This window comes from Streptomyces sp. V3I8 (genome assembly GCF_030817535.1).
Taxonomy (GTDB): Bacteria; Actinomycetota; Actinomycetes; order Streptomycetales; family Streptomycetaceae; genus Streptomyces.
On the sequence record NZ_JAUSZL010000002.1, the window covers coordinates 8,230,289 to 8,244,862 of the forward strand.

Below are 14,574 nucleotides of genomic sequence, written 5' to 3' on the forward strand. Positions count from 1 at the left end.
ACGGCCTAGGCTGACATCATTAGTTCTGTGCCGAAAGAAATCATGAGAGGTCCCGGCATGACCGCACGCGCCGCCAGCTGGCTGCCGCTCAGTCCCGGTGAGCGCTCCGTCGCGATCGAGGTGCTCACCCACGGCCCTCTTTCGCGCAGCGACATCGCCCGTCGGCTCGACCTGTCGGCGGGCAGCCTGACCCGGCTCACCAAACCGCTCATCGAGTCGGGTCTGCTGGTCGAGGTGGCCGAGGGCGGCGCACTCCCCGAAGGGCGTCAGGGCCGCCCCTCGCAGCCCCTCGACATCGTCGCCGAGTCCCGTACCTTCGTCGGTTTCAAGATCACCGAGGACATGGTCTACGGCGTCGTCACGACACTCAGGAGCGACATCGTCGCCCGCCACGACCTGCCCCTGGACAGCCATGACCCGCAGCACGTCGTGGACGTGCTGCGGGCGGTCACGGCGGAGTTCGCCCGGCGGTTCCCGGGCCTCGCCGGAATCGGCATCGGGCTCGGCGGTCGCGCCTCGGACCGCTCCGTCGTCGACGAGTCGGCCTTCCTCGGCTGGCACGACGTCCCCCTGGCGCGGCTCCTGGAGGAGCGCACCGGGCTGCCCGTCGTCGTGGAGAACGACCTGAACGCGCTCGTCGAGGCCGAGAGCTGGTTCGGCGCGGGCCGCGGCCTCGACCGGTTCGCGGTGCTCACCATCGGCGCGGGCCTCGGTTACGGCCTGGTCAGCGGCGGCAGACGGATCGTGTCCCCGGAGGACGGGCGAGGGGTCGGCCGTTTCTGGATGGTGAACCCGAACGGCCCGCTCACCCCCGAGGGCGAGCGCGGCAGCGCCATCTCCCTGCTGACCATTCCCAACATCCGCTACCAGGTCCGGGCGGCCACCGGCCGGGATGTCTCGTACGACGAGGTCCTCGCGATGGCCGCCCGGGGCGAACCGATGGCCGCCCGAGTCATCGACGAGGCGGCCCGGGCCCTGGGCACCCTCGTCGCGCAGATCGCCAACTTCGCCATGCCCGAGAAGATCCTCCTGGCCGGGGAGGGGGTGGGCCTGGTCGATGTGGCCGGACCGGCCGTCCGGCAGGCGATCCTCGCCAACCGCCATCCGCAGGCCGCCCCGGTCAACCTGGAGACGAAGGTCTCCGACTTCCACGACTGGGCCCGAGGCGGCGCCGTACTGGCCATCCAGGTGCTGGTCCTGGGCCAGGTCCAGGCGGGCTCGTAGCCCATACCGCGGCCCTCGCCGCGGCGGGCGCCGAGGGAGCCCCTGCCGTCGGCACACCGTGCGGGAGGCGTACCAGCCACGGTGCGGGAGGCCTGCCGGCGGCGGGTGCGGGAGCTGTCCGACCGCGCCGGAAGGCGGTGAGCGTCACAGTCTCCACTCACATGGTCTTCACGCTGAGCCCCGTATGATTCACGGTATGTCCACCACTCACCGTCGTGCGCCGGGAGCCACGCAGCGATCAGCCGCCGAAGTCAATGACGAGATCCGGGCCCTGTGGCTCCGGGCCGGTGGAACGCTGAGCGGTGAACAGCGGCGGGAGTACCAACGCCTCGTCCTGGAATGGGCGTCGGCCGCGCCACGCCCCCCGTCGCACGCGGATTCCTCACAGGCCGCCTGACCGTCTCGGAGGGCGTCCGACGAGGCGTGGCCGGGAAACGGCCGCGGGCCTGTACGGCGGCTCAGCGCCCGACGGCGCGGGCGTCCCCGTCGAGGGTGAAGCGCGCCGGCGGTGAGGAGTCGCCGGTGTGCTCGGCGAGATAGCCGAGGGTGACGCTCGCGCCCGCGGCGATGGTGGCGTTGTGCCCCGCGTCGGTCGCTGCGATCGTGTTGCTTCCCTGGACCAGGTCGGTGTTCCAGTCGGAGACGACGGTCTGTCCGAGGGCCAGCGGGAACTCGAGTGTCCAGCCGTTCACCGGGGTGTCGCCCGTGTTGGTGAGGGTGAGGTCGACCGTCGTGCCGGTGCCCCAGGCGCGTACGGTGCGTTCCACCCGGCAGGTCGGCTCCCGGTGCGTGAACGACACCCGGTGCAGGCCGCCCGGCAGGTCGTTGACCACGTAGAACTCGCCCTCCGCCGATGTTCCGATCGACGTCACCTGGGTGGGCATCTGACCGATCTCTGCCTGTTCGTAGCCGCCCGTGCCGTCGGGGCGCAGCGCCCATACGGTGGAGGAGCAGTAGTCGGTGGCGATGTACGTACCGCCCACCAGGTCGGCGTATTGCCGGCCGCGGTAGACATGACCGCCGATGACCGAACAGCCGCCGCCGGTGAACCTCTCCAGTCCCTCGTAACAGGACCAGCCGAGGTTCGCGCCCCCACGGCCGGGTGCGAGGTGGTCGACCTCCTCCCACCGGCCCTGGCCGACGTCGCCGATCCACAGCGAGTCGTCGGCGCTGTCGAAGGAGAACCGCCACGGGTTGCGCAGCCCGTACAGCCAGATCTCCGCACGGGCGCCGGGGGTGTCCACCAACTGGTTCCAACAAAAGCTGTTGATCATGTGACTGTCGGCTTGTCTGCTCGTCGGTCTGCTTATGGCGAAGCGTGAGTCGCGGCCGTGGATCGTGTCGGATGAACTGTGGCCGTTCATCGAGCCGTTGCTGCCCGTGCCGGCGCCGAAACCGGTCCAGGGCAGACCTCGGGTGTCGGACCGGCAGGCCCTGTACGGGATCCTCTTCGTCCCGCACACCGGTATCCAGTGGGAGTACCTGCCTCAGGAACCGGGCTTCGGTTCGGGGATGACCTGCTGGCGACGGCCGGCTGCCTGGAACGAGGCCGGTGTCTGGGGCCGACTCCATGTCGTACTGCCGGAGAGGCCGCGCTCGAAGGACAAGCCGGACTGGTCGCGGGCGGTGATCGACTCCTCGCATGTACGGGCTGCCCGCAGGGGCCCAAAAGCGGGCCCAGCCCGGTCGACCGCGCACGGCCGGGCAGCAAGCACCACCTCATCGTCGACGGGCAGGGCATCCCGCTCGCGGTGTCGCTGACCGGCGGCAACCGCAACGACGTCACGCAACTGCTGCCGCTACTCGACAAGATCCCAGCGGTCGCAGGCCGGATCGGCAGACCGCGCCCGCGCCCGGACACCCTGCTGACCGACCGCGGCTACGACCACGACCAAGTACCGTCGCCTGCTCTGGCAGCGCGGGATCCAACCCGTAATCGCCAAGCGGGGGGGGGCGAACCCCGCGGTACCGGCCCGGGCATCTTCCGCTACGTCGTCGAGCGCACCATCGCCTGGCTCCACGGCTTCCGCCGCCTGCGCATCCGCCGGGAACGACGCGACGATATCCACGAAGCCTTCCCCGGACTCGCCGTCTGCCTGATCACCCACCGCCACGTCCAACGCCTCTGTTAGCAGCAGTTAGACCCTGGGAGCGCGCAATGCCTGCGAGAGCGCGCTCATGGTGATGTCGATGATCGCGTGGAGCTCTTTCCGGCTTGCGCCGGCCCTGCTCATCACGGCCAGTGACTGATTGACCGCCGCGATATGAACGGCGAAGTTGTCGGCGTCGCTGTCAGGCAACTTCGCGGCGATCAAGGCGGTCCGCAGCCGCGCACGCTGAAAGCCCAGAGCTTCGATCGCGCGCGTGGCGATGGTGGGGCTCAGTACCGGCATCGCCATCGCGGTTTGGGCGACCAGGCATCCGTCCGGCAGGTCGGGGTCGGCGATGCGCTTCAGTGTGACTTCGAAGAACGCCCTTACTGCCCGCAGCGGCTCTTCGGGCGCGCCTGAAAGGGCCTGGTCGTACCTGTCCCCGTACCGGGTGGCGTAGCGGTCCAGGCAACGCGAATAGAGCGAGTCTTTGTCGCCGAGTGAGGAGTAGATGGAACTGCGGTTCAGTCCGGTCGCCCTGGAGAGGTCGTCGAGAGATGTGTCGGCGTATCCGGCTCGCCAGAACTGGACCATCGCCGCGTCGAGCGCAATGTCCACATCGAACTGCTTCTTCCCGGCCATCGCGTACGCACCTCGTTCTTGAGCTTGAGCCAAGCCGCCGTGACCCTGCTCATCATATCTTGAACTAACCAGTTCAAGATGCGTTACGGTTGCGGCATGACTGACGCTACGACCGCCGCGAATCGATCTTCGGTACAGAACCCGATCTCTGAGCTGCCCCTGTACAACCTCGCGGGCTTCGCTCACCACTGGGTCGACGCGGAAGGCATCCGACTTCATGCCGTGGAAGGCGGTCGGCCGAGCCGACCCACCGTCGTCCTGCTTGCCGGCTTCCCGCAGACCTGGTGGGCTTGGCGCAAAGTGGCGCCGGTCCTTGCCGAGCGATTCCACGTGATCGCGATCGACCTGCCGGGACAGGGCCACTCCGACCGCCCTCGAGACGGCTACGACACGCACACCGTCGCTTTGCGTGTCCAGGCTGCGGTGACCGCGCTCAACGTGTCGAAGTACTGGCTCGTCGCGCACGACATCGGGGCTTGGGTCGCCTTCTCACTGGCTCTGAAGTACGAAGAGCGCCTGCACGGTGTCGCTCTGCTTGACGCCGGCATTCCCGGCGTCAGCCTCCCGGACTCCATCCCAACGGATCCCGAACGGGCCTGGAAGACCTGGCACTTCGCGTTCCACCTGGTGCCAGATCTTCCCGAGACGCTGCTCGCCGGCCGCGAGCGTGACTACGTCGACTGGTTCTTGCGGGTCAAGACATTGGTCCCGAGCACGTTCGACAGTGCTGAGATCGACCATTACGCCGCGGCTGTCGCTGCGGAGGGCGGTCTCCGGGCGTCTCTCTCCTACTACCGCGACGCCGCCGAATCAGCCCGCAGGAATCATGACGCTCTGGATCGACAGCACTTGACCGTCCCGGTCCTGGGAATCTCCGGCTCCCACGGCTCGATCCCCGACATGGCCGCTTCCATCAGCCCCTGGGCAGACAACGTGACCGGTGTAGTCATCCCACGTTCCGGACACTTCATTCCTGACGAGCAGCCCGCCGCAGTGGTGGACGCGTTGACTGCGTTCATCGCTCACGAGCGTGTCGGGTAGTTCTGCGCTCACGGGGTGCAGCTTGCCCGGTGTCGATTTGGTGGTCGGCCCGGACGTAACTTTCGGGAAGCAGGTCGGCGATGGAGACGGCTCGGAGGCGGTCGCTTGTGCCGACGATGACGTTGACGGCCGGGAAGCAGCCGAGAAGGATCCGGCGGCACCGGCCGCTTGGGGAACCACTCCTCGGTCGCGATCGCCCACGGCGACGACGGTGTCCAGGTCGTAAGCGCCCTGGGCGGCCGCCGCGCGTCGAGTGCTTTTCGGTCCAGTTCGGTTGGTGCAGCATACAACTGTTATTGTTTCGGGCTGAGTTGACAGCATAAGATCGAGACAGGAAATTCCATTTTTGGCAAATTATGGCCGCTGACTCACGGGCAGGGGCAGTTGCATGGTCGCGATCCGTCCGGAACGTCGTGCGGATCCGGCCTTGGAGCGGACGTCCCGGTTCGGGCAAGGGGCAAACGCAGTGCAGGCAGGATCTCGGCGATCATGTGAGTACGGCTTGCCGGCCGCGATTGGCCGTACGGGAGCGGGTCCTGGCCGGGTCCGGGTACCCGGCACGGGGTGCTGGGTGGTGGCTGGTGGTCAGGTGCTACGGGGCAGTCGGCTCACCCGTTGGTCAGAGATGTGAGCGAGCCGTTCTACGGGCGCTGTTGTTCCGCTGTGCGGCAGGCTGACCAATCGCCAGGTCGGCCGGGGACGACGCGCAAGAAGCCGTACGCGGTTTATTGGACGGCGTAGCCGCCCATCAGCGCCAGCCCGTACGGGCGCCCGGCGGCGAGCGCGTCGGCGAGCAGCCGCCGGTGATGCTCGGGCAGGCCGTGCAGGCTCACGCGCCGCGGGGATGGTCTGCGTCAATGCCGCCCTCGAACCGGCCCAGCGTGCGCATCAAATGCACCTCGGTGTCGAACTCCGCCCAGCTGAAGTCCGAGAACAGCCACTCCTCGGCGTCCTCGGCCTGGGCACCGGGCCAAGGCGTGCGCGTGCTGGTCGAGCCTCAGACCCCCGCGGTCTCGCCGGCCGGCCGTGTCGCGCCGAACTCGGCGGCGGAGAGGACGGAGTCCAGTCGGGCTCGCGTGGCGGCAAGATCCCGCATGTGATCGTCGAGGCGGTCCCGCTCCGCGCGAAGCCGGGCGATCATCTCCGGGCCGGCGATACCGGTGTGCACGCACGGCAGGAACTCCACGATCGTCCGGCTGCTCAGCCCGGCAGCGTAGAGGAGCTGGATCCACCGCACTCGCTCGACCGTGTCCGGGGTGTAGAGGCGCTGCCCACCTGTGCTGCGGCTCGACGCGATGAGCTGCTGCTGCTCGTAGTAGCGCAGCGCCCGCGTGCTCACTCCCGCGGCCGATGCCACCTCGCCGATTCGCATCCCGTCGCTCCCTCTGCTCCGCATGTCGCTGGGTCCCGGTTGCTGTCGGGCCGTCCCGGGGTTCGTCACCTGACTTGCCTTTGACGTTAACGTCAACTTTTACACTCCGGTAGCCGGCCATCAGAACCGGCGGAACCGACCATGACGGAGTAGGACCTCATGAGCACTGACGACACGACACCCGACGGCCTCATCCCCGCCGCCATCCTCGCCTCGGACACGCCAGTCGCGGTATATGGATACGCCCGGGCCAAGGCGGGCGGGGAGGGCCGGATGCTGGGCGAGATCCAGGCGATTATCGGCCTCACCCGCAAGGAGGACGGATGCGAGCAGTACGTGGTGCACACCACGCCGGACCAGCCGGGCGCCTTCGCCTTCTACGAGCGCTGGTCCTCCGGCGCCCACCTGCTGGCGCACGTTTCGCAGCCGTTCATGCAGACGTACTTCGCCGCCATCGCGGGCCTGGTCGAGGGGGAACTGGAGGCCCACTGGCTGCACCCCCTCTCCTGACCCACGGCACACGGCTGGCCCCGCGCCACGCGGGGCCAGCCGCATCCGGATCGCCGTCCGCGACGGCGCGGCATGCGGGCAGAGGTGTATGGCTGCTGGCCGGTCCACGCTGCGGGCCGCCTGTCGGCAAAGGACGGCGAGCTCAAGCGGTCAGCGCATCACTGCTGTTCAGGAGGTCGGCGTAGACCTCTGCCGGGGTGCGGTATCCGTGGGTCTTGCGCGGGCGGTGGTTGAGTTCGTGAGCCATGGCGTCCAGGTCGGCCTGGCTGAACGTGCGGAGGTCGGCGCCCTTGGGGAGGTACTGCCGAAGCAGCCGGTTGGTGTTCTCGTTGGTGCCGCGTTGCCACGGGCTGCGCGGCTTGCAGAGGTAGATCGGCATCCTGGTCTCGGTGGTGATGGCCTGGTGCTCGGAGATCCCCCGGCCGCGGTCCCAGGTGAGCGTCCGCCGCAGGTGGGGCGGGATGCCGAGGAGGCTCCTGGTGAGGTGTGGGGTGACCTGCTGGGCCCTTGATGCCGTCCGGCAGCGCGACGATGGTCGTGTAGCGGCTGGTGCGCTCGACGAGGGTGGCGACCGCCGAGTGCCTGGCGTCCATCACGAGGTCGCCCTCCCAATGGCCGGGGGCCTTGCGGTCCTCGACCCCGGCGGGGCGGGCGGTGATGGACACCATGCCGCGGATGATGCCCCGCCCGGTGGGCTGGCGGGCAATCTTCGGGCGGCGAGCAGTGCGCGGAGTTTCAGGACGGCTTCGGCGCCGGCGCTCCGCCCGGCCGTCGACGCGTTCGTCCGACAAATTCGCCACCCGGCGGCCGGAGCGCCGTGATACACAACCGACGTGCAAAACATCTTGGAGTTCCCCGAGGTTCTACGGCTGATCGAAGACCGCTCAGCCGCGTTCCGCGCCGCGATAGCGTCCGCCCCCGACCTTGACGTTCAGGTCCCGACCTGCCCGGACTGGACGCTGCGCGAACTGGCGCAGCACCTCGGCGACGGCCGCCGCCGCCAGGCCGCCATCGTCGCGGCGGGCCCGGGTGCTGAGCCCCCGGCGAAGACGGACCCGAAGGGCGCCCCGACCGCGCCCCTCGACCGCGAAGCCCTGGACGCCTGGCTCGCCGAGTCGACCGAGCTCATGCTCGACGCGATGCGCGGGGCCGACCCGGACCGCGGCTGCTGGACCTGGTGGGGCCGCTCGCAGGCCCCGGAGACCAGCGGAGCCGTGGCCCGGCACCAGATCCAGGAGATCGCCGTCCACACCTACGACGCCCAGCTCACCCAGGGGGCCGCACAGCCGCTGCCGACGGACGTCGCGGTCGAGGGCGTCGACGAGTTCCTGACGACCGTCGCGGCGACGACCGTCCCCTGGCCGTTCACGCCGGCGACCATCGACCTGCACACGACCGAGGGCCGTTCCTGGCGCCTGACCCTCAACGCCGACGGCGTCCGCTGCGACGACCTCGCCGCCGACGCGGAACCGGGCGACATGGCGATGCGAGGCGCAGCGAGCGAACTGGTCCTCTACTTCTACGAGCGCGTCCCGCTCGACGGCCTGGAGACCACGGGCAACACCGAGCCCATGGAGCAGCTCGCAGACTGGGACCCGAACGCGTAAAAAGCGCACTTGTGACGCATCTGTCGGTGGTGCGCGCGCTCCTGCGCGCGCCACTGGGCCCGGGGTGCGGACAACGCGCGGCTGCGGGCAGGCTGTTCAAAGGCGAAAGGTGCGCCGCAGGCAGGAGTCGACCGTACGGGCGTCCTTGCAGCCCGCGGCCTCGGCCACGGCGCGCCCTTGGCCTCGGCCTGGGTGCGGGTGAACGAGCCGTCCGGGCCGACGCAGCCCACGCTCTGCACGGATCGCCACCGTCACGCTGTCCGGGCCAGGTCCTGGGGCTCCACACCATGGGCGAAGGGCATGCCCCGGGCGTAGCGGGTGATCTCGGCGGATGCGTAGTCGGCCATGCGGCCCAGCTCGCTGCCCAGCGAGCCAGCGATGTGCGGGGTCAGGAGCACGTTCGGCAGCCGGAACAGCGGTGATTCGGCGGGCAGTGTCTCGGGGTCGGTGACGTCGAGGACTGCCTGGATGCGTCCGGACGTCAGGTGGGTGAGGAGCGCGTCCGTGTCGACCAGGGAGCCGCGTGCGGTGTTGATCAGTGTGGCCCCGTCGGACAGCAGGGCCAGCCGCCTGGCGTCGAACATGTGGTGTGTTTCGGGTAGTTGGGGGGCGTGGATGGAGATGACCTGACTGAGCCGGGTCAGTTCGTCGAGGCCGACGGGCCGCGCCCCGAGACGGACGGCACCGGCGTCGTCCAGATAGGGGTCGTGGACCAGGACGGTGAAATCGAACGGCCGCAGCAGTTCGATCACGCGCCGGCCGGTGCGCGAGGCGCCGACGATGCCAACGACCCGCCGGTAGTTGCCGTGACCGGCGAAGTAGGGCAGCAGCGGGTACGGGGCGCGCCGATCACGGTAGGCACCCGCGCTCTCCAGGATCCGTTTGCCGGTGAGGAGGATCGCGGCCAACGTGTACTCGGCGACCGGCAGCGCGTTGGCCGATGCGGCACTGGACACGGTGATGCCGCGCTCCCACACGGCGTCGGTCACATGGTGCTTGACGGACCCTGCGGCGTGGACGACGGCCCGTAGTCGGGGCATCGCCGCGAGCGCTTGCTCCGTCAGCGGCGGACATCCCCAGTGGGTGAGCAGCACTTCTGTCCGGCCGAGGGTAGTGGCGGCGGAGGGGTCCGCGAAGTTGGTGACCAGCAGGTTCGGATCGAGGTCGGCCACCTCGCGAAGCAGGTCGATGGCGCCCTCGTCGCGCAGGGCGTCGCGGGTCTCCCGCGACATCGCGAGGGCGGTGCGGGGACGCCGCGGACGGGGGCTGGGCGCGAGCGGGGGAAGGACCTTGGCGGCCGGCGCCGTCGTGTGCCGTGCGGTCATCGTCACTTCACCGCGCCCGCGGTGAGCCCGGAGCGCCAGAAGCGCTGGAGACAGACGAAGGCGATGATCAGGGGAAGGACCGAGACCAGCGCCCCCACGATCGTCAGCATGTAGAACTCCGGGTTCTGCTGGGAGGACTTGCTCCAGATCGCCAGGCCGAGGGTGACGGGGTAGAGCTTGTCGTTGCTCAGCATGTACAGCGGCAGGACGAAGTTGTTCCAGCTCGAGGTGAAGGTGAAGAGGAACAGGGTGACGAAGCCGGGCGCGATCATCGGCAGGCCGACCGAGCGGAAGACGCGCCACTCTCCCGCGCCATCCATCCGGGCGGCCTCGATCACCTCGTCGGGGATGTACCCCTCGGAGAAGACCCCGGGCGAGGTAGACGCCGAATGGGTTGACCAGCAGGGGGACCAGGACGGCCCAGTAGGTGTTGTCCAGGCCCGCCTTGCTGGCCAGCAGGTACTGGGGCAGCACGAGGACGGCACTCGGCACGAGGACGCCTAGCAGCACTATGCCGAACAGCTTCTCCTTGTGCGGGAAGTCGTACTTGTCGAAGGCGTAGCCGACGGCCGTGCTGACGAGGGTGGAGGCCAGGCAGCCCAGGCCGAAGTACAGGATGCTGTTGAGCAGCCAACGCCCGTAGATTCCGTCGCCGTAGGTGAACAGGTCACCGAGGTTGGCGAAGAGATTGAAGTCGGCGAAGGTGAATCCGCCGGTGCCGACGAGATCACCGTGGTCCTTCGTGCTGGCGACGAACAGCCAGGTCAGGGGCACCAGGGTGTAACAGGCGAAGACGGCGAGGAGGCCGTTGACGACGGCCTTGGCGGTCCACGAGCGGCTCGGGCGGGCGTGGCCCCGGCCGCCTGGGCGTGGGCCGGGCGGCCGGGTTCGTATCTTGGGTCCGCTCCCCTCGCCGGCCGTGCGGGGGGAGGGCTGCCCGGTGACGGTGTGCGTGGTCATGCTGCCTTCCAGCGGTTGCCGAGCTTGGTGACTGCGTAGGACAGGAGGCCGGCCAGGAGAGCGATCAGGACCGCCGCCGCGGAGGCGAGGCCGGGCTGGTGATCGACGAACGCCGTCTTGTGCACGTACATCACGGGTGACCAGTCGCGGTTGATGGCCTCTGACTGGGTCGTGAGCATGTAGGGCTCGTTGAAGAGCTGGATGGCGCCGACGCAGGTGAACAGGAGGCTGAGGACCAGGGCGGAACGAATGTGGGGAACCTTGATCTGTAGCGCGGTACGAACCGCCCCGGCGCCGTCCATCGTGGCCGCTTCGAGTGTCTCCCGAGGGATCGCCTGGAGCGCCGCGTAGAGGATCACCATGTTATATCCGACATAATGCCAGGTCACGATGTTGACGACCGAGGGGACGGCCAGCGGCGCGGAGAAGAAGTCCACGCTGACGCCTGCGGAGCCGAGCCAGTCCATGACCGGGCTGAGGCTGGGGGAGTACAGGTAGACCCAGATGATCGCCGCGATGACGGTAGGCACCGTGTAGGGCAGGAAGAGGGCGAGCTGGAACAGCCGCTTGGCCCGTGCGACGGTCGAGTCCAGCAGCAGGGCGAGCAACAGTGCCGTGCAGGTCATGAGCGGGATGTAGATCGCCACGTAGGCGGCGACGTTCAGGAACGAGGCGCGCAGGGCCGTGTCGCCGAGTGCGTCGGCGTAGTTGCCGAGGCCGACGAAGACGCTCTCGGTGCCGCCGAAGCCGAGACCGGAGGACTCTTCCTTGAACAGGCTGGTCCAGAGCGCGTAGCCGATGGGAGCGACCATGACGAGCGTGAAGAGGACGAAGAAAGGCACGAGGTAGGCCGCGGCGGCCCGCTGTCGGGCGCGTCCGGCCGAGGGGCGAACAGGGGCTGGGGCCGGAACTGTCATGAAGTTCTCCTGACCTCGGCGCCCGGGGCAGCGGGGCCGGAACAGTGGTGGATCAGGGGGCGAGACGGCCGGATGGGGCAGGCCGAGGTGGTGTGCCGCGGGGGCGACGTGCCTGAGATGGCGGGGGTGGCGGCTTTCGGGGCGTGTCGACGTGCGGCGAGGGGGGCTTCCGCGGCGCTCGCGCCACCCGGGCCGCCACCAGGTCAGGCACTTCTGCGGCACCCATCCGCGGCCAGTGGCCGCCGCACCAGGTCGGGCCGGGGCCGGGCCGGTATGTCGCGGGTCCGCCGGGCACGGGGTCAGCCGACGGTCTTCAGTCCGCGGTCGTCGAGCGCCTTCAGCGCCGCCCGCTGGGCCGCCTCGAACCCGGCCTCCCAGCCGCCCTTGGCCACGGTGCTCTCGAACGCCTCGTTCACCGAACCCTGCACCGGGCCCCAGCTCCAGCCGTCACCGATGGTGTCCACCTGGTCGGCAGCGACCTGGTAAAGGTCGTTGACGAAGTAGCCGCCCGCGGCTCGGGTGAACTCCGTTGCCGCGACCTTCTGCAGGCCGGGGTCGGCGGGCAGAACGCTGCTTGGCGCCTCGGCGTCCGCGAGCCGGGCCTTCATCGCGGCCGGATCGGTGGTGAGCCACTCGATGAACTCCGCCGCACCCTCGATGTGGTCGCTGCCCTTGGGCACGGCGAAGGAGGTGCCGCCCCAGGTTCCGGTGGCCGGTGTGCCGTCCCATGTGGGCAGCGGAGCCACGGCCCACTTTTTCCTCTGTTCCGGTGTCTGGGATATCAGGCCGGCTCCGCTCCAGGGGGCGCCGATGAACGCGGCGACTTGATTCTTCTTCTTGGCGGTGCTCTCCTCCTCGCTCCAGGCGGGGTGGTTGAGCACCAGGCCGTCGCGCACCAGGCCGTCCCAGAACCCGGCGACCTTCAGGGCGGGCTCGTCGTCGATGTGCACCGTCCAGGCGTCGCCCTCGACGCCGAAGCCCTGCGAACCAGCCTGCCAGGCCAGTCCGTTGATGAATGGGATGTCGCCGCCCTTGGGGATGTTGAGGATGCGGACCCCCTTGTCGGCAGCCTTGATCTTCTTCGCCGCCTTCTCGAACTCGGCCCAGGTGGCCGGTACTTCGACGTCTGCCTTCTCGAACAGGTCGGTGCGGTAGTAGAGGAGTTGCGGGGTGACGTCGAAGGGGACGCCCCACGTACGGCCGCCGGGGGTGACCAGCGACTGGAGGCTCTCGGGGAACGACTTGACCAGTTTCCCGGAGTGTCCGGTCAGGTCCTCCAGATTCCCCTGGCTGGCGAACTCAGGGAGCATCGCGTACTCCATGCCCACGACGTCAGGTGCGTTGCCGCCCTTGATCGCACTGTCGATCTTGGAGTAGCCGTCGGCGCCGGCGGTGATTTCGGTGTACTCGACCTTGATGTCCTCGTGGGTGGCGTTGAACTCTTCGACGACCTCTTTGGTGCCGACCATCCAGGACCACATGGTGAGGGTGACCGGTTTGCCGTCCGTGGCCCCGGACGTACCGCCGCCCCCGCCGCAGGCGGTGGCGAGGAGGGCCAGACAGCCCAGGGAGGCTGTGAGAGCGAGGCGGGGCATGCGGTGGACGGGCTTCATCTGCACTGGCTCCTCGATGAGCAAGGCGCCTCAGCGACCGGAGGCGATTCCGTTCATCTTTTGCGCAGAACGATCGCCCGTCAAGAGCAAATGACCAACTCGATCAAAACAATCAACTATTGGATATCCGAGATCACCGGGGTGGAGCGCAGGACGCCCGCACCACGAGCCGGGGTACCAGAGAGACGTGTCGACTCGGCGCCGCCGCACCGGGCCCTGCTTCGAGCCGGGCGAACATCATCTCGACGGCGCTCTCCCCCACTGCCTGCCGCGGCGGAGCCACGGCGGTCAGCGGCACATCGGCCAGCGCTGCCATTTCGTCCTCGTACGCCACCAGCGACACGTCGCCAGGGAGGGAGAGGCCTCGTTCGTGTAGCCGTTGCACCACCCCGATCGCGGTCTGATCGTTGTGGACGATCGCGGCGGTGACCCCGCCCTCCGCCACCGACCGGTACAGCGTCCGGGCCGCCGCCTCCAGGCCGGCCGGGTCCTCCGGGTCGACGTCCACGAGCGGCGGCACCGAAAGTCCACGCGCCGCCATGGCGGCCTCGTACCCCTCCCGGACCTGCGGTGACGTCGGGTTGTCCTGGGCGAGGAGGGAGATCCGCTCGTGCCCCAGCCCGGCGAGGTGGTGGACGGCGGCGGCGGCCCCGAGTGCATGGTCGGAGCGTGCGCTGTCCAGTCCGGCCAGCCGGCCCCCGAGGGGGACGCGTCGGTCCACCAGAACGGCCGGGACTCGCAGCGCCAGCAACTGTTGCTCCTGCTCGAGGCTGGGTACCCCGCGTTCCCAACTGGGCTGGATCAACAGGCCGTCGACGCCTCCGTCGAGCATCCGTCCGATCTGCGCGGTGTCCTCCTCGGACCGCCAGTGGGCAATGCCGAGCACCAGCCGGCCGCCGCGCGCCGCGACGGCGTCCTGAGCGCCCTTGACCAGCTCCGCGAAGTAGTGCTCCATGCTGGGCACGACCATGCCCAGGACCACTCCGGTGGGCGCTGATCGCACGGGGGCGTCCACGTCGGCGTCGGCCGGGCCGGAGCCGGGCGGCTCGGGGCACGTGACCGAGCCGTGCAGCCGCATCAGCCGCCCCTGTTCGGCCAGCGTCTCGACATCGCGCCGCACGGTGACGGCCGAGACTCCCAGCTCCTCCGCCAGATCCGTTACCCGCAGTTCGCCTCGCCTGCGCACGATTTCCAGCACCCGTTCGTGGCGCTGATTGACATGCGACCGCATCTGTCGTCCTCCTGATGATCCCCCGATTGGTGCACGTTCCAC

Annotated in this window: 13 protein-coding genes and 3 pseudogenes; 6 read left to right on the forward strand and 10 right to left on the reverse strand. The window is 69.1% G+C overall.

Annotated features, from left to right (window positions below; translation table 11 throughout):
* Window positions 1–57: 57 nt before the first annotated feature.
* Window positions 58–1,224, forward strand: a complete 1,167-nt coding sequence (locus QFZ75_RS36375; protein WP_307543693.1) for an ROK family transcriptional regulator — start codon at window positions 58–60, stop codon at window positions 1,222–1,224.
* Between the two features lie 184 nt (window positions 1,225–1,408).
* Entirely contained in the window at window positions 1,409–1,621 is a 213-nt protein-coding gene (locus QFZ75_RS36380; RefSeq protein WP_307543694.1) for a hypothetical protein, read from the forward strand.
* Window positions 1,622–1,682: 61 nt separating this feature from the next.
* Here the strand turns inward: QFZ75_RS36380 and QFZ75_RS36385 are convergent, their stop codons facing one another.
* Window positions 1,683–2,498 carry a cellulose binding domain-containing protein gene (locus QFZ75_RS36385; protein ID WP_307543695.1) on the reverse strand — a complete coding sequence of 272 codons (816 nt, stop codon included), beginning with the start codon at window positions 2,496–2,498 and terminating at the stop codon, window positions 1,683–1,685.
* Between the two features lie 34 nt (window positions 2,499–2,532).
* On the opposite strand from QFZ75_RS36385, the pseudogene QFZ75_RS36390 reads away from it, so the two are divergent.
* Window positions 2,533–3,356: pseudogene (locus QFZ75_RS36390) on the forward strand (IS5 family transposase).
* Window positions 3,357–3,362: 6 nt separating this feature from the next.
* On the opposite strand, the gene QFZ75_RS36395 reads toward QFZ75_RS36390, so the two are convergent.
* Window positions 3,363–3,956: a TetR/AcrR family transcriptional regulator gene (locus QFZ75_RS36395; protein ID WP_307543696.1), complete on the reverse strand. Its 594-nt coding sequence runs from the start codon at window positions 3,954–3,956 to the stop codon at window positions 3,363–3,365.
* Window positions 3,957–4,052: 96 nt separating this feature from the next.
* Between QFZ75_RS36395 and QFZ75_RS36400 the strand changes: the two genes are divergently transcribed.
* The gene (locus QFZ75_RS36400) at window positions 4,053–4,997 is read left to right on the forward strand and encodes an alpha/beta fold hydrolase (RefSeq protein WP_307543697.1); all 945 of its coding nucleotides are present in this window, start codon (window positions 4,053–4,055) and stop codon (window positions 4,995–4,997) included.
* Here the strand turns inward: QFZ75_RS36400 and QFZ75_RS36405 are convergent.
* Both QFZ75_RS36405 and QFZ75_RS36410 read right to left on the reverse strand, forming a co-directional pair.
* Window positions 4,972–5,243, reverse strand: a pseudogene (locus tag QFZ75_RS36405) (hypothetical protein); the annotation flags it as partial. The gene QFZ75_RS36400 and the pseudogene QFZ75_RS36405 overlap by 26 nt on opposite strands.
* A 751-nt stretch (window positions 5,244–5,994) precedes the next feature.
* The gene (locus QFZ75_RS36410; protein ID WP_307543698.1) at window positions 5,995–6,369 is read right to left on the reverse strand and encodes a MerR family transcriptional regulator; all 375 of its coding nucleotides are present in this window, start codon (window positions 6,367–6,369) and stop codon (window positions 5,995–5,997) included.
* Between the two features lie 159 nt (window positions 6,370–6,528).
* On the opposite strand from QFZ75_RS36410, the gene QFZ75_RS36415 reads away from it, so the two are divergent.
* Window positions 6,529–6,879 carry a putative quinol monooxygenase gene (locus QFZ75_RS36415; RefSeq protein ID WP_055612311.1) on the forward strand — a complete coding sequence of 117 codons (351 nt, stop codon included), beginning with the start codon at window positions 6,529–6,531 and terminating at the stop codon, window positions 6,877–6,879.
* 142 nt (window positions 6,880–7,021) lie between these two features.
* On the opposite strand, the gene QFZ75_RS36420 is transcribed toward QFZ75_RS36415, so the two are convergent.
* The gene (locus QFZ75_RS36420; protein ID WP_307545033.1) at window positions 7,022–7,342 is read right to left on the reverse strand and encodes an IS30 family transposase; all 321 of its coding nucleotides are present in this window, start codon (window positions 7,340–7,342) and stop codon (window positions 7,022–7,024) included.
* A 370-nt stretch (window positions 7,343–7,712) separates the two neighbouring features.
* On the opposite strand from QFZ75_RS36420, the gene QFZ75_RS36425 reads away from it, so the two are divergent.
* Window positions 7,713–8,486 carry a maleylpyruvate isomerase family mycothiol-dependent enzyme gene (locus tag QFZ75_RS36425; RefSeq protein ID WP_307543699.1) on the forward strand — a complete coding sequence of 258 codons (774 nt, stop codon included), beginning with the start codon at window positions 7,713–7,715 and terminating at the stop codon, window positions 8,484–8,486.
* Window positions 8,487–8,737: 251 nt separating this feature from the next.
* Here QFZ75_RS36425 and QFZ75_RS36430 read toward each other — a convergent pair whose 3' ends face one another.
* From QFZ75_RS36430 to QFZ75_RS36450, 5 genes and pseudogenes are all read right to left on the reverse strand, one after another.
* On the reverse strand, window positions 8,738–9,811 hold the full coding sequence (locus tag QFZ75_RS36430; RefSeq protein WP_307543700.1) for a hydroxyacid dehydrogenase: 1,074 nt from the start codon (window positions 9,809–9,811) through the stop codon (window positions 8,738–8,740).
* A gap of 2 nt (window positions 9,812–9,813) precedes the next feature.
* Window positions 9,814–10,771: pseudogene (locus tag QFZ75_RS36435) on the reverse strand (carbohydrate ABC transporter permease).
* Window positions 10,768–11,688, reverse strand: coding sequence for a carbohydrate ABC transporter permease (locus QFZ75_RS36440; protein ID WP_307543701.1), 921 nt, complete (start codon window positions 11,686–11,688; stop codon window positions 10,768–10,770). The pseudogene QFZ75_RS36435 and the gene QFZ75_RS36440 overlap by 4 nt, the downstream one beginning before the upstream one ends.
* A 299-nt stretch (window positions 11,689–11,987) precedes the next feature.
* On the reverse strand, window positions 11,988–13,301 hold the full coding sequence (locus tag QFZ75_RS36445; protein ID WP_307543702.1) for a sugar ABC transporter substrate-binding protein: 1,314 nt from the start codon (window positions 13,299–13,301) through the stop codon (window positions 11,988–11,990).
* 133 nt (window positions 13,302–13,434) lie between these two features.
* A complete protein-coding gene (locus tag QFZ75_RS36450; RefSeq protein ID WP_307543703.1) occupies window positions 13,435–14,532 on the reverse strand; it encodes a substrate-binding domain-containing protein in 1,098 nt (365 codons plus the stop codon).
* Window positions 14,533–14,574 lie beyond the last annotated feature (42 nt).